This window comes from Streptomyces olivochromogenes (assembly GCF_021538895.1).
Lineage (GTDB): Bacteria > Actinomycetota > Actinomycetes > Streptomycetales > Streptomycetaceae > Streptomyces > Streptomyces olivochromogenes_A.
The window spans coordinates 58,036-72,454 of sequence record NZ_JADDRL010000008.1; the positions used below are offsets into that span (position 1 = coordinate 58,036).

Consider the following 14,419-nt stretch of genomic DNA (forward strand, 5'->3'; position numbering starts at 1 on the left):
CCTCCGATCACGAGGTCGGGTCTCAGTCCGAGGCTTCCTCCTCCGGCTCCGTCTCCCAGTCCACCGTGACCACGATCTTGCCCCGGGTGCGGCCCTCCTGGTTCAGCCGCTGCGCGTCCGCCGTCCGCTCCAGGGGAAAGGTTTCGGACACGTGCACGCTCACCACGCCCTGTTCCGCCAGCTCGGACAGCCGGCGCAGGTCCTCGACGTCGGGGCGGACGAAGCAGTAGCGGCCGCCGTAGCTCACCACGTCGGGGTCCGCGATCGACGCCAGCCGGCCCTCGGGGGCGAGCAGGTTCGCCGAGGTCTTCATGGTGTCGCCGCCGATGGTGTCGAAGGCCGCGTCCACGCCCTCGGGGGCCAGCCCCCGCACCCGTTCGGCCAGGCCCCCGCCGTAGGTGACCGGATCGGCGCCGAGGGAGCGGACGAAGTCGTGGTTGTGCTCGCCGGCCGTCCCGATGACCCGGGCGCCCACGTGGTGGGCGAGCTGCACGGCGATCGAGCCGACGCCGCCCGCGGCCGCGTGCACCAGGACGGTCTCGCCGCGCTTGACCTCCAGGACCTTCATGAGCACCTGGTAGGCGGTGAGCCCGGCCAGCGGCAGCCCGGCGGCCTCTTCGTAGGAGAGGTTGCGGGGCTTGCGGGCGAGGGTGCGCACCGGGGCGGCGACGTACTCGGCGAAGGTGCCCCGGGAGAGGAAGTCCTCGCGGACGTAGCCGATGACCTCGTCGCCGACGGAGAACTCCGTGACGGCCGCCCCGGGCTGCACCACGACCCCGGACACGTCCCAGCCCGGGATCACCGGGAAGACCGCGTCGAGCACGCCGTCCAGATAACCCTCGCGGCACTTCCAGTCGACCGGGTTCACGGCCGCCGCGCACACCTTCACCAGCACCTGGTCGGGGCCGACCTTCGGGTCGCGCACCTCCCCGTACTCCAGCACCTCGGGTCCGCCGTACCGGCTGTAGCTGATGCCCTTCATGCCACCGACACTCCGGGCTGTCCGGACGCCACGCAACCGGGATGCCCCGATATGCGCCGTTCGCGTGGCAGCCTGTGGCTCGGCACCTCCTCCATCTCCCACCCACACCCGAAGGCGAACGCCATGACCCTCCTCCACCAGGAACACACCGCCCACGGCACGCACGTCCACGGACCGGGCTGCGGCCACACCGCGGTGCCGCACGGCGACCACATGGACTACGCGCACGACGGGCATCTGCACCGGGAGCACGACACGCACTGGGACGAGTGCGAGCCCGAGGGGCACGTCACGCACGAGGGCCACGACCACCAGCACGGCGCGGGCTGCGGGCACGCGCGCGTGCGGCACGGCGACCACGTCGACTACGTGCACGACGGGCACCGGCACGCCGAGCACGACGGTCACTGGGACGACCACTGACCAAAACGCGCCACCGACGGCTCCTCGCACACCGGGCGGGGAGCCGTCCGCCTATCGTGGCACCGATCACGTTTGCCTTCCCCACTGGACGGCATACCGACCGGTCGGCATCATGAGTCGCATCCTGTTCACGCATTCGTAGGAGCGATGTATGAGCCCCGACCATCCGCCCGGACTCGATCTCGACCGGCTGCGCGGCCTGCTCGACCGCGAGCGGCCCGGTCTGGTGAGCGGCCCCCTGACCGGCCGGCTGATCGAGGGCGGACGGTCGAATCTCACCTACGCGCTCTCCGACGGCACCTCGAAGTGGGTCGTGCGGCGGCCTCCGCTCGGCCATGTGCTGGCCACCGCGCACGACATGAAGCGCGAGCACCGGGTGATCAGCGCCCTGCACCCGACCGACGTGCCGGTGCCGCGGCCGGTGCTGCTGTGCGAGGACGAGCAGGTGCTCGGGGCTCCCTTCTACGTCATGGAGTACGTCGAGGGCACCCCGTACCGCACCGCCGACCAGCTCGCCCCGCTGGGCGCCGAGCGCACGCGCCAGGCGGTGCTGTCCCTCGTCGACACCCTGGTCGAGCTGCACGCCGTGGACCCGGCCGCGGTGGGCCTCGCGGACTTCGGCCGGCCCGAGGGCTTCCTGGACCGCCAGCTGCGCCGCTGGGGCAAGCAGCTGGACGCCTCCCGCAACCGCGAGCTGGCCGGCATCGACGAGCTGCACGCGGCGCTCGGACGCGCGCTGCCCACGTCCCCCGCGCCCACCGTCGTGCACGGCGACTACCGGCTCGACAACGTCCTGATCGGCGAAAACGATCAGATCAAGGCGATCCTCGACTGGGAGATGTCGACGCTCGGCGACCCGCTGACCGACCTGGGCCTGCTGGTGATGTACAGCATGCCGCTGGGCATGCCCGACTCCCCCGTCTCCACCACCGCCGAGGCCCCGGGGCACCCGGCCCCGGCCGAGCTGATCGAGCGCTACGCCGCCCGCTCCGGGCGCGACGTCTCGGCCGTCTCCTGGTACACGGCGTTCGCCTGGTTCAAGCTCGCCGTGATCCTGGAGGGCATCCACTACCGGTACACGCTGGGCCAGACGGTCGGACAGGGCTTCGACCGCATCGGCGACCTCGTGCCCGTCTTCATCGACCACGGACTGACCACTCTTCAGGAAGGCTGACCGGTCATGGACTTCGCGTTCGACGCACGCACCGAGGAGCTGCGCGGCAAACTGCTCGCCTTCATGGACGAGTACGTCTACCCGGCCGAGGCGGTCGCCGAGGAGCAGCGTGCCGCGCTGGCGTCCCCCTGGGACACGCCGGCCGTGATGGAGGAGCTGAAGGCCGAGGCACGCAGGCAGGGCCTGTGGAACCTCTTCCTGCCCGACGCCGAGTACGGCGCCGGTCTGACGAACCTTCAGTACGCCCCGCTCGCCGAGATCACCGGCCGCTCCCCGCATCTCGCGCCCCCCGCGACGAACTGCGCCGCGCCCGACACCGGCAACATGGAGGTGCTGGCGCAGTTCGGCAACGAGCAGCAGAAGAAGCAGTGGCTGGAGCCGCTGCTGGCCGGTGAGATCCGCTCGGCGTTCGCCATGACCGAGCCGGAGGTCGCCTCCTCCGACGCCACCAACATCACCACGCTCATCGAGCGCGACAGCGACGACTACGTGGTCACCGGCCGCAAGTGGTACATCTCCGGGGCGATGAACCCGGACTGCAAGATCTTCATCGTGATGGGCAAGACCGACCCGGACGGGGCGGACATCCGCCGCCAGCAGTCCATGATCCTGGTGCCGCGGGACACCCCGGGCGTCACCGTGCGGCGCGCGATGCAGGTCTTCGGCTACGAGGACCACTCGCACGGCGGCCACGCCGAGGTCGTCTTCGACCACGCGCGCGTGCCCGCGTCGAACCTGATCGGCGAGGAGGGCGGCGGCTTCGCCATCGCCCAGGCCCGGCTCGGCCCCGGCCGCATCCACCACTGCATGCGGCTGATCGGCATGGCCGAGCGGGCGATCGAGCTGATGTGCCGTCGGGCCGTCTCGCGCACCGCCTTCGGCAAGGCGCTGGCCCAGCAGGGCGTGGTCCACAACTGGATCGCCGACGCCCGCGTCACGGTCGAGCAGCTGCGGCTGCTGGTCCTGAAGACGGCCTGGCTGATGGACACCGTCGGCAACCGCGGCGCCCACACGGAGATCCAGGCCATCAAGATCGCCACGCCCCGCGCGGTCGTCGACATCATCGACCGGGCGATCCAGCTGCACGGCGCGGGCGGCGTGAGCCAGGACTACCCGCTGGCCGAACTGTACGCGGCGGCCCGCACCCTGATGATCGCGGACGGCCCGGACGAGGTGCACCAACGGTCGCTGGCGCGGCGGGAGTTGAAGAAGTACCTGTGAGACACGAGTGAGGGGCGGCCGCACGGCGGCCGCCCCTCACCGGCAGGGCCTCAGGGACGCAGCGCGCGCAGCAGCAGGTCGGCCAGGTGGTCGGCGACCTCCTGGGGGGTGAGGGGGCCGCCCGGGCGGTACCACGTGGACAGGTGGTGGACCGAGCCGAAGTGGTAGTCGACCACGAGGTCGGCCGGGGTCGCCGAGGAGAAGACGCCTTCGCGCTGGCCCTCCTCGATGAGCGCACGGAAGCGTTCGTGGTAGCGCCGGCGCTCGGCGCGCACCTGCTTGTTCTTCTCCGGGCTCAGGTGGTGCATGGAGCGGAAGAAGATCATCGCGTCGTCGAGGTTCTCGATCGTGGTCACGACGACGTCGGCCGCCGCGGCCCGCAGGCGCTTCTCGACCGGCTCGTCGGCGTCCGCGAAGGCGTCCAGCCGCTCCTGCTGGACGCGCAGCACGCGCGCGTACACCTCGTGCAGGAGGTCGTCCTTGGAGCCGAAGTAGTGATACAGCGCTCCCTTGGTGACGCCGGCCGCCTCGACGATCTCCTGCACCGAGGTGCGGTCGTAGCCCTGCTCGGCGAAGAGCCGGGTGGCGGCGGCGAGGAGCCGCTGCGGGACGGGAGTCCCGTCTCCCTCCATCGTCCTGGGCACTGCCGCCACCTGCCTTTCCGTGTTGCCTTACTGACGTTCGCGCGCTCGGGAGCGAAGCTCCCGACGGAGGATCTTCCCACTCGCCGTCTTGGGCAAGTCGGGCAGGATCTCCACTTGTCGCGGGTATTTGTAAGCCGCCAGTCTCTCCTTGCAGTAGGCGGCGAGTGCGCCCGGGTCGGATTCGGCACCCGGACGGAGGCTGATGTAGGCCTTGACGGTCTCACCGCGGTAGCCGTCGGGCACGCCGACGACGGCCGCCTCGCGCACCGCGGGATGGGTGTAGAGCACGTCCTCGACCTCGCGCGGCCACACCTTGAAGCCGGACGCGTTGATCATGTCCTTCTTGCGGTCGACGACGTACACCCAGCCCTGTTCGTCCATGAACCCGATGTCGCCGGTGCGCAGCTCGCCGTCCGGGAAGGTCTCGGCGGTGGCGTCGGGCCGCCGCCAGTAGCCGGGCACGACCTGCGGGCCGCGTACGACGATCTCGCCCTGTTCGCCGAACGGGACCTCCGCGCCCCGCTCGTCGACGATCCGGACGACCGTGTCGGGGCCCGGCACGCCGACGGCGAGGGTGCCCGAGGCCGGGTCGACCGGCGCCTCCCGGCCGGGCGGCACCGCGGCGCAGGGCCCGCTGCACTCCGTCAGCCCGTAGCCGGTGCGGATGTACGGGCCGAAGCCCGCGCGGAACTTCTCGACCAGGGCGGGCGGCACCGGGGCGCCGCCCGAGGAGAGGTTCACGAACGAGGCGAAGTGCTCCGGGGTGCTGTCCGGATGGGCGGCCAGCGCCATGTAGGCGGTCGACGGGCCGACCGTGTAGTGCGGGCGGTGCTCGGCGAACATCTCCAGGACCACGCCGGGTTCGAAGCGGTAGGCGAGCACCAGCGTGCCCGCGCTGTTGAGGCAGGCGCCGAACTGGCAGACCATGCCGGTGATGTGGAACAGCGGCGCGAGGGCGTAGTAGATCGGCGCCTCGGGCAGGGCCAGGCCGGTGCGCTGCCGCTCGGCGTTGAACATGATGTTGCCGTGCGTGTTGACGGCGCCCTTGGGGGTGCCGCTGGTGCCCGAGGTGTAGCTGATCAGGGCGACGTCGGCGGAGGCCGGCTCCCGGCCCTCGGGCGCCGTGCCGCCCTGCCGGGCGACGGCGACCAGGTCGTCGGCGTCGGCGGCCCCGGGCAGCCGCTGGAAGGTCAGCACGCGCGCGTCGTCGCGGGTCTGGAAGTCCAGCTCGCAGCCGGTGAGCACGATCCGGACCGGGGAGTCGGCGGCCGTGTCGCGCAGGTACGCCTCCCAGGCCCGGTCGGAGCAGATCAGCGCCGTCACCTCGCCGTCCCGCAGGACGTGGGCGACCTCCCCCGACTTGTACATGGGGTTGACGGGGACGACGGTGGCGCCCGCCTTCCAGGCGCCGAGCACGGCGAGCACGAAGTGCGGGGAGTTCTGCAGCAGGACCGCGACCCGGTCGCCGCGCTCCAGACCGCGGGCGGCGAGGTGGGCGGCGACGGAGTCGCTGAGCTCGTCGACCTCGCGGTAGCTCAGGCGGGCGTCGAAGTAGGCGAGGAAGGTGCGGTCCGGTGCCTCGGCGACGGCGCGGCGCAGGGCGTGGACGAGCGAGTCGGCCGGGTCGACCGGGCCGCGCTGCGCCTCGTTGAGGAGGGCCAGCCAGGGCTTGGCCGCGTACCGGGACGCGACCGTCACGGGGTGGCCTCCCACTTCTGCTGGATGTGGTTCATGCTGGTCAGCCAGCGGTCGGGGACGGTGGCCCGGGCCTGGTAGTACTCGGCGACCTCGGGGTGCGGCAGGATCAGGAACCGGTCCTCCGCCATGCCCCGGAAGAGGGCGTCCGCGACGTCCTCCGGCTCGATCGCGGTGGGCTGGAGGACCAGGTCGCCCGCGCTGCCGGTGGCGGCGAGCATGTCCGTGCGCACGCCCTGCGGACAGATGGCGTGGACCTTGAGGCCGCGGTGGCGGTAGGTCAGGGACAGCCATTCGGCGAAGGCGTACGCGCCGTGCTTGGTGACGCTGTAGGGTGCGGCACCGATCATGGTGAGCAGACCGGCCGCGGAGACGGTGGACACGAAGCGGCCGTGGCCGCGCTCCAGCCAGGCGGGCAGCAGCGCCTCGGCGGCGCGGACGTGGGCCATGACGTTGACGTCCCAGGCCCGTGCCCAGACCGTCTCGCCGGCCGCCTCGGAGCCGCCGGAGGCGAGGCCCGCGTTGGCGCAGTACACGTCGATGGTGCCGCCGAGTGCCGCGCGGGCCTCGTCGACGATCGTGGAGGCGTCGCCCGGGACCGCCGTGCCGCCGATCTCCTCGGCCACGGCCTTCGTCTTCTCGGCGTCCAGGTCGTTGACCACGACCCGGGCACCCTCGGCGGCGAACCGGCGGGCCAGCGCGGCGCCAATGCCTCCGCCCGCTCCGGTGACGACCACTCCCGCACCCTGCACGGCTTCCACCATCGGTCTCCTTCGACGGGACTGCGGTGCGCCTTCGCCCGGGCGCACCTCGGCTCTGCCGCGCCAGACTAACCGGTCGGTATGGAGTTCGGAAGGGGCGTCCATCTCGGCGGCGTGGCCGGTCCGGTTCGTTCCGTGACGCCCTTGCGCGCGCTAGCGTGCGAGGCCTGGTATCCGCCGCGCGCACGGAGGTCACCGCATGATGCTGTCCAGACGGAGCCTGCTCGCCACCCCCGCCGCGGCCGCGACGTGCGGGGCCCCGAGGAGCGCGGCGCCGGCGACCGCGGCGCCGGCGACTGGGGCGACGGGCCTCGGGTCGCCCCGGTCGCCCCGGCTGAGCACCGGCTTCGAGCGGCTCGCCGCGGACGGGTACGCCCTGCTCAAGGGGCAGCGGGTCGGCATCGTCACCAATCCCACCGGCGTGACCCGGGACGTACGCCACATCGTCGACGTCATGCACGCCGACCCGCGTGTGAAGCTCACCGCCGTCTTCGGCCCCGAGCACGGATTCCGCGGCACCGCTCAGGCGGGCGGCTCGGAGGGCAGGTACGACGACCCGGCAACCGGCCTCCCCGTCTACGACACGTACCTGAAGAGCGGTCGGGCGCTGGCCGACGTGTTCACGGCGTCCGGGGTGGACACGGTGGTCTTCGACATCCAGGACGCCGGGGCCCGCTTCTACACCTACATCTGGACCCTGTACGACTGCATGGAGGCGGCGCGGCTGGCGGGCCGCCGGTTCGTGGTGCTCGACCGGCCGAACCCGGTGACCGGGCGCTCGGCCCAAGGTCCGGTGCTGCACAAGGAGTTCGCCTCCTTCGTGGGCCGTGAGCCGATCGCCCAGGCGCACGGGATGACGGTCGCCGAGCTGGCGCGGCTGTTCAACGCGGAGTTCCTGAGCGCGCCGGTGCCGCTGGAGACCGTCCAGATGACGGGCTGGAAGCGCACGGACTTCTACGACGCCTCCGGGCTGCCCTGGGTGCCGCCCAGCCCGAACATGCCGACCCCGGACACCGCCCTCGTCTACTCGGGCACGGGACTGTTCGAGGGCACCAACCTGTCCGAGGGGCGCGGCACCACCCGGCCCTTCGAACTGCTCGGCGCGGAGAACATCGACGGGCGCTGGGCCGCCGCGGCCAACGAACTCAGGCTGCCCGGCGTCCACTTCAGGGAGGCGTACTTCGCGCCCACCTTCTCCAAGTTCCAGGGCAAGACCGTCGGGGGCGTGCAGATCCATGTGCACGACCGGGCCGCCTATGACCCGGTACGCACCGGGATCGGGCTCCTGGTGACCGCCAAGAAGGTCTGGAGCGGCTTCGGCTGGCGCTCCGACAACTGGATCGACAAGCTCACGGGCTCCACCCGGGTGCGCACGATGATCGACGCGGGAGCGGGCACGGACGAGGTGGTCGCCGCCTGGCAGGAGGAGCTGACGGCGTTCCGACGCATTCGAACGAAATATCTGCTCTACAGGTGAGCCGCGACGTATGGCCAACCTTGCCCGGTGGCGGGACGATGCGCCCACATCGCACCGCTTCGGGGGACGAGGGAGCCTGTCATGGCGGATCCTGGGATGAGCGTGACTCCCTACTGGGAGCTGACTTTCGACGCGGACGGGGACGTGGACGGCCGCGAGCGGGACCGGCTGCTGCGGGAGGTCACGGCGCGCGGCGTACATGACCTGATCGTCTTCGCGCACGGCTGGAACAACGACCGCTCGGGCGCGACCTCGCTCTACAGCCACTTCTTCGCGCCAATCCCCGGGCTCGCACCGCATGCCCGGATCGGCTACGTGGGCGTGGTGTGGCCCTCGATGCGGTTCTCGGACGAGCCGATCCCCGACTTCCCCAAGTCCGCGGTGGCCGTGGCGGCCGAGACCGGGCCGCCGCACGCCCTGGACAAGGACACCCGGCACGCGCTCCTGGAGACCTTCCCCGGGCGCGCGACCGTGGTCGACCAGATCGCCAGGATGCTGGACCAGCAGCCGCGCGAGGAGGCCGAACTGGAGGAGTTCGGGCGGCTGGTGCGGCTGCTGGTCGAGGTGGTGCCGGGCGGGCCGCAGCCGCTGTTCGCGGCGGACACGCTGGCCGAGGGTGTGCCGCAGAGCGAGCCCGTGCTGTTCACCGGGGACACGGTGGCGCTGTGCGAGGAGTTCGCGCAGGCCCTGGCGAGTCTCGGGTCCGCCGACGGCGAGGCCGGGACGCCGGAGCCGGAGCCGGATCCGACGGTGGCGGTGGCCGGGTTCGCGCTGCCCAACCCCTGGAACGGCGCGCGCGAGCTGCTGCGGCAGGCGACGTACTACGCGATGAAGCGGCGCGCCGGGACCGTCGGGGAGCGTGGACTGGGGCGGGTCGTCGGACAGTTGGCCGGTGCGGCGCCGGACGTCCGGGTGCATCTGGTCGGGCACAGCTTCGGCGGCCGGCTGGTGTCCTTCGCGCTGCGCGGACTGCCGGAGGGCGTGCGCACGGTGAAGTCCGTGACCCTGCTCCAGGGCGCCTTCTCCCACTACGCGTTCGCGGCCCGGCTGCCGCACGACCTGCACGTGTGCGGGGCTCTGGAGGGCCAGCACAACCGGGTCGACGGCCCGTTGGTGTGCTGCTACTCGCGCCACGACCAGGCGCTGAGCACCCTGTATCCGCTGGCCTCACGGATGGCGGACGACGACCGCTCGTTCACGGACTCCGGGCCGGCCGGCGGCGACCGGTCCTTCGCGGGCTTCGACCTCGGGCGGGCGCTGGGCGCCAAGTGGGGTGCGATGGGGCACGACGGCGTCCAGGCGGTCGCGGGGACGGCCTCGATGGACCTGGCCGAGGCGCTGCGCGGTCCGCTGCCCCGGTCGGGCTGCGTCAACGTCGACGCGGCGGCGGTGGTCAACCGCGGCGGGCCGCCGGCGGGCGCGCACAGCGACATCGTGCACGCCCAACTGGCCCAGCTGGTCCTGGCGGCGGGGCGCATCGCATGACCCGCCGCCAGGTTCGGGTCACCGATGCGACGTGTACTCCACGACCTGCTGGAACGTCGGCCGGTTCTGCCAGCTGATCTTGCCGTGCTTGATGCCGCCCAGAGTGCGCTGGACGATCGAGTCGGCGCACCACTGGTCGCCCGCCGAGCACTGGTCGTCGCCGGGGTAGACCTGGGCGGCGGTCAGGCCTGCCGCCGTCTTGAGCGTGCCGATCAGGATGTCCCGGCAGGAGCTCAGGCTCCCCGCGCCGCAGTACTTCTGCGCGAGCCCGCCCTGCACGGACTCACCGAGCACCGCCCGGATGTCCTTGTCGACATAGCTCCACCAGCCGTACTGGAAGGAGCTGCCGGCGTGCGAGCCGGTCGGGCCGTGACCGGCCGACGGGGCCTCGTCGATCGGCAGGTTGTTGCCGAACGCGCCGTACAGGTCGCTGCCCAGACCGGGCTCGAACTCGGCCTTCACCAGCAGCGGCCACCACGCGTCCAGGATCCGGATCGCGTCCGCGTTGGCGTAGGTCTTCGAACCGGCCGAGGTCTCCGTGCGCTTGGCACCCGCCGTCACCCAGGCCTGCAGCTTGCTCACCGCCGCGGCGGCCGTGGAGTCGGTCACCGGCGAGCTGTTGACGACCTTGAGCAGCTTCGGCAGCACGTCCTCGGCCCGCAGGTCGGCAACGGCCGCGTCGGCCATGGCCTTCGTCAGCGCCGAGCGGGTCACCCCGCCGGCCGCGACCAGCTTCTTCACCCGGTCCTCCAGCAGGTTGCCGCGGTGCACCGACCCGTCGCCCCAGGACGCGGTCGTGTAGTCCTTGGCCTGCTTGTTGTTCCAGGAGACGTAGTAGTCCTGGTCCAGGGAGTTGGGGTGGGCGGAGGCCGGGGTGTAGTCGGCCGTGTTCGTGGCCGGGTTCCAGTTCCTCCACTCGTACGCGGGCTGCCCCCACACCGGGAACTCGGCGTCCACACCGCTCGCCCGCACCGGGTTGTCACCGCTGTTGTAGTAGGCGGTGTGCTGGGAGTCGGCGTAGAACCAGTTGAAGGTGTAGTTGATGTGCTGCGCCGCGCTCTGGAAGTCCTTCGGACCCTTGACGTAGTCGGGGTCGTTCAGCATCTGGAAGCCGATGATCGAGTCGGCCTCGTGCAGGTACGAGGAGCGCAGGGTCGTGTAGGCGACCTTCTTGCCGCCGACGGTCGCGCGGTACTCGACGGGGCCGTACTTGGTGCGCCAGACCCGCATCGTGTACGAGCCGGCCGGGGTGCCGTCGGCCGTGGTCGGCTTCCAGGCGTTCTTCTGCTCGACCTTGTCCATGGCCGTGCAGGTGCCGTGGTACAGGTAGTGGTAGTCGTCCTGGCACAGTTCGACGGCGTAGGTGTCGATGATGTCCTGGCCGGAGGTCGTCGCGCTCCAGGAGTAGTCCTGGCCGCGGCCGAGTTCGACGTACATGCTCAGGCCGGCGAAGGAGGCGCCGCGGGCGCTGATGCCGGGGCCCTGGATCTCCTGGAGCATCAGCAGCTGCGGGGCGAAGTAGCCGGTCTGCGGGCCGAAGACGGCGACCGGGTGGCCGCTCGCGGTGTACTTGCCGCTCACCACCAGGGCGTTGGACATGCCGCGCTTGGCGGAACCGAGCGTCGCCCTGGCCGCCGTGGCGGAGGCGCCGGTCGCCGTGGCCGTGGCCGCGCTGCCGGTGCGGTCGTAGACCAGCGGTTCCTGGGTCACCGAACCGGCGTCGGGCATCGCCTCGCCCTGGGTGCTGTCCGGCCTGGTGGCGTACGGGAAGCTCTCGCCGTTGTGGACGGTGAGGACGGCCTCGGCGTCGTTGCGCTCGCGGAAGGACTCCCAGACCTTGGTGCCCTCCTGCACGCCGTACTTGGACTGGGCGGCGATCAGGGAGAGCGCGTTGTTGACCTCACCGCCGCCGCCGGAGCCGAAGAGCGAGCCGATGACCGAGCCCAGCGCCACCAGGTCGGTGATCTTGAAGTGCTCGATGGTGCCGGCGTTGGTGATCGCGTCCTTGTGGCCGGTCAGGACGTACTCGCCGGGGAAGTAGCGGCCGCTGTCGGAGGCGTCGATGTAGGCGTTGATGCCGGCGAGGTAGGCGCCTGCGTCGGCGAGGGCCTGCTGGCCGCGGGCGCCGTTGCCCGCGACGGCGTTGTCGATCTGCGCCTGGAGGTCGGCCTCGGTATAGGGGGCGTTGCGGTAGAACTCCTGCTCCAGGCCCTGGTTGCTGGGCGCGCCGCCCGCGAAGGAGGTCAGCCCGCCGCGGCCCACGTGGCGGAAGACGTCCATCAGCCACAGCCGGTCCTCGGCCGCCGCGTACCCGGCGCCGAACTCGGTGCCGTACCGGGTGGTGCCGGTGATGTGCGGCACACCGGCCTTCTTGTCGCGGACGATCGTCACGTCGCCGCGGCCGGCCGGCTTCTCGGTGGAGGCGACCTGGTCGGCGGCGACCCCGAACGAGGCGTCGTTGAAGAAGGTGTTGATCTTCGCGTCGGTCAGCCCGGAGTAGCCCGTGGCCAGGTTGGCGTAGGGGCCGAGCTGGTCCTCCGCGTGGTCGGGCTGGGTGCCGAACACCTGGTTGAGGAGGATCTGGGCGAGGGTGGCGTTGCCGTTCTCGCCGGGCGGCAGGATGTCCGAACACTGGCCGCCGCAATAGTCGTTGGAGGCGGTCGCCGCGGTGGCGGTCGCCTGGGTCAGCGGGGACAGCAGGCCCGCGACCAGGACGCATACGGATGCCGTTTTCAGGAACCCGGTGAGCCCGCGGGGAGTTCTCAGTCTGGTGAACAACGCGTTTCGTGGGGTGCGCCGTGCCATGGCAGCTCCTGAGGAACGGGGGTTGGCGGGACGTTACCGCCGGTATCCCCGAGATTGAAGATGAACATGCGTCACTTTTTGGAGTCGCCCGGGCCGTTGCCGCTCGCCGGTCAACCCGGGAGGCCTTATGGACGGCATCGGAAATCGAATGGAGCCGGATCGGGTGTCGACACGTCTATACGGCAACGTCGCGCGAAGTGCGCACGACGACGCCGAAGTGACCGAAGTACAGGTGCAGGTGTGACGGAGGTGCAGGGCCATGGCCGGTTTCCGGAGTTTGGCGAGACAGGTACGAGATCCGCGGTGCGACCTGGCGCTGCGGCGCTACTCGCTGCGTAAGTGCCTTGAGCGGTTCGCGCCTTACGGACACAGGGCGACCTGGGACCACCTGTGCGCCCGGGGCGGGTTCGGACCCGAGGACCGCTCCCCCGATCCGGCGCGGCTCGTGGCCGCGCTGGACGAGTTGGAGGAGGCGCGGGCGGTCTGGCTGGCCTACGAGGCCGAGTTCGCCGAGCGTCGCAAGAAGGAGAAGCACGACGGGCTGCGCCGTCCGGGCAGCGTGGACGACTGGCACCGGCTGACCTGGGGCGGCTTCGGGGTCGCCTGGTGCGACGATCCACGTGTCCACCCCGACGAGCCCCTGGCCGAGGTGCTGCGAGGGCTGATCGCCGCCCTGGAGCGCGAACCGGGTTCGACCTGCCCGGTGTGCCACGGGGAGCGGCTCGTCTGGAAGTACGACCTGGACCACGAACCCTCGGCGGGTCCGGTCTGCGCGGACTGCGGGATTCTGGTACCCCGCCCCGTGCTCACACCCGAGGCGCTGGCCTACGCCAGGCGCGGCAGGCTGCTCGTGTCGGCCTGAGGTACTCCGGGGGTGCGCCGGGGATGCCGCACCCCCTCCCGTTCGGCTGTGGACCGTTGTCCGCGCAACGGCGGCCATGGACCCGTGTCGGTGGCGGCTGTCACCATCGGAGCATGGTGCAGGTGTGTCTCAACGGACGTCGCGGGGGCGCCGACGGCGCGTGTGTGCCCCTGTCTCCGGAGGCGTTGGCCGAGGCGGCGGCGCTGGCCGTGACGGCCGGGGCCACGGACATTCACGTACATCCCAGGACGCCGTGCGGACAGGACAGTCTCTCCCCGCGCGTGGTGGCGGCGACCGTCGAGGCGATACGGGCCCGGGTCGCGGTGCCGGTGGGAGTGACCACGGGCGCCTGGACCGAGCCGGATCCGGCGGCCCGTCTGGAACGATTGCGCGGCTGGCGCGCGCCGCTGCCCGACCACGCCTCGGTCAACTGGCACGAGGAGGGCGCGGAGGAGCTCGCCGCGGGGCTGATCGCCCTGGGTGTGCGGGTGGAGGCGGGCATCTGGTCCGGCACGGACGCGGCGGCCCGGTTCGCGGCCTCGCCGCTCGGCCCGAAGGTGCTGCGCGTGCTCGCGGAGGTGACCGACCCGGACCCGGACACCGCACCGGAGTCGGCGCGCCGGCTGCTGGCGGACCTCGGTCCCGCCCACGGCCGCCCGGTGCTGCTGCACGGCGAGGAGGGCGGCGCCTGGCCCGTCCTGCGGCTGGCCGGACGGCTGGGGCTCGCGACCCGTATCGGGCTGGAGGACACCCTGCTGCTGCCGGACGGCGGACCGGCCGCCTCGAACGCCCAGTTGGTGACGGAGGGCCTTCTCCAGTACAGGTCGGCGGCCGAAGGACGGGACTCTAGCAACGGATAATCCGCTCGCTCCAGCCGTTTCCAGTCCGGA

Annotated in this window: 12 protein-coding genes; 7 read left to right on the forward strand and 5 right to left on the reverse strand. The window is 71.7% G+C overall.

Going from position 1 to position 14,419, the window contains the following annotated elements; all coding sequences use genetic code 11:
• Positions 1-22: 22 nt before the first annotated feature.
• Positions 23-982, reverse strand: a complete 960-nt coding sequence (locus IPZ69_RS05965) for an NADP-dependent oxidoreductase (RefSeq protein ID WP_235452922.1) — start codon at positions 980-982, stop codon at positions 23-25.
• Positions 983-1,105: 123 nt separating this feature from the next.
• Here IPZ69_RS05965 and IPZ69_RS05970 point away from each other — a divergent pair, with 123 nt between their 5' ends.
• From IPZ69_RS05970 to IPZ69_RS05980, 3 genes are all read left to right on the forward strand, one after another.
• Positions 1,106-1,405 (forward strand): hypothetical protein, encoded by a 300-nt coding sequence (locus tag IPZ69_RS05970; protein WP_235452999.1) that lies wholly within the window; start codon positions 1,106-1,108, stop codon positions 1,403-1,405.
• A gap of 151 nt (positions 1,406-1,556) precedes the next feature.
• A complete protein-coding gene (locus IPZ69_RS05975; protein WP_235452923.1) occupies positions 1,557-2,579 on the forward strand; it encodes a phosphotransferase family protein in 1,023 nt (340 codons plus the stop codon).
• 6 nt (positions 2,580-2,585) lie between these two features.
• Positions 2,586-3,800, forward strand: coding sequence for an acyl-CoA dehydrogenase family protein (locus IPZ69_RS05980; protein WP_235452924.1), 1,215 nt, complete (start codon positions 2,586-2,588; stop codon positions 3,798-3,800).
• A 50-nt stretch (positions 3,801-3,850) separates the two neighbouring features.
• Here the strand turns inward: IPZ69_RS05980 and IPZ69_RS05985 are convergent, their stop codons facing one another.
• The 3 genes from IPZ69_RS05985 to IPZ69_RS05995 are packed head-to-tail and all read right to left on the reverse strand — an operon-like array spanning position 3,851 to position 6,903.
• Complete coding sequence (locus tag IPZ69_RS05985; RefSeq protein WP_235452925.1) at positions 3,851-4,444, reverse strand: TetR/AcrR family transcriptional regulator; 594 nt, start codon at positions 4,442-4,444, stop codon at positions 3,851-3,853.
• Positions 4,445-4,471: 27 nt separating this feature from the next.
• Positions 4,472-6,142 (reverse strand): class I adenylate-forming enzyme family protein, encoded by a 1,671-nt coding sequence (locus IPZ69_RS05990; protein ID WP_235452926.1) that lies wholly within the window; start codon positions 6,140-6,142, stop codon positions 4,472-4,474.
• On the reverse strand, positions 6,139-6,903 hold the full coding sequence (locus IPZ69_RS05995; RefSeq protein WP_235452927.1) for an SDR family oxidoreductase: 765 nt from the start codon (positions 6,901-6,903) through the stop codon (positions 6,139-6,141). The genes IPZ69_RS05990 and IPZ69_RS05995 overlap by 4 nt, the downstream gene beginning before the upstream one ends.
• A 196-nt stretch (positions 6,904-7,099) precedes the next feature.
• Between IPZ69_RS05995 and IPZ69_RS06000 the strand changes: the two genes are divergently transcribed.
• Together IPZ69_RS06000 and IPZ69_RS06005 are read left to right on the forward strand one after the other, a co-directional pair.
• Positions 7,100-8,377, forward strand: coding sequence for an exo-beta-N-acetylmuramidase NamZ family protein (locus IPZ69_RS06000; protein ID WP_235452928.1), 1,278 nt, complete (start codon positions 7,100-7,102; stop codon positions 8,375-8,377).
• Positions 8,378-8,458: 81 nt separating this feature from the next.
• Positions 8,459-9,862: a serine-threonine protein kinase gene (locus tag IPZ69_RS06005; RefSeq protein WP_235452929.1), complete on the forward strand. Its 1,404-nt coding sequence runs from the start codon at positions 8,459-8,461 to the stop codon at positions 9,860-9,862.
• Positions 9,863-9,880: 18 nt separating this feature from the next.
• Here IPZ69_RS06005 and IPZ69_RS06010 read toward each other — a convergent pair whose 3' ends face one another.
• Complete coding sequence (locus IPZ69_RS06010) at positions 9,881-12,667, reverse strand: penicillin acylase family protein (RefSeq protein ID WP_235452930.1); 2,787 nt, start codon at positions 12,665-12,667, stop codon at positions 9,881-9,883.
• A gap of 259 nt (positions 12,668-12,926) precedes the next feature.
• On the opposite strand from IPZ69_RS06010, the gene IPZ69_RS06015 reads away from it, so the two are divergent.
• On the forward strand, positions 12,927-13,529 hold the full coding sequence (locus tag IPZ69_RS06015; RefSeq protein ID WP_235452931.1) for a hypothetical protein: 603 nt from the start codon (positions 12,927-12,929) through the stop codon (positions 13,527-13,529).
• Positions 13,530-13,642: 113 nt separating this feature from the next.
• A complete protein-coding gene (locus IPZ69_RS06020; protein ID WP_235452932.1) occupies positions 13,643-14,389 on the forward strand; it encodes a 3-keto-5-aminohexanoate cleavage protein in 747 nt (248 codons plus the stop codon).
• The last annotated feature ends 30 nt before the right edge of the window (positions 14,390-14,419 follow it).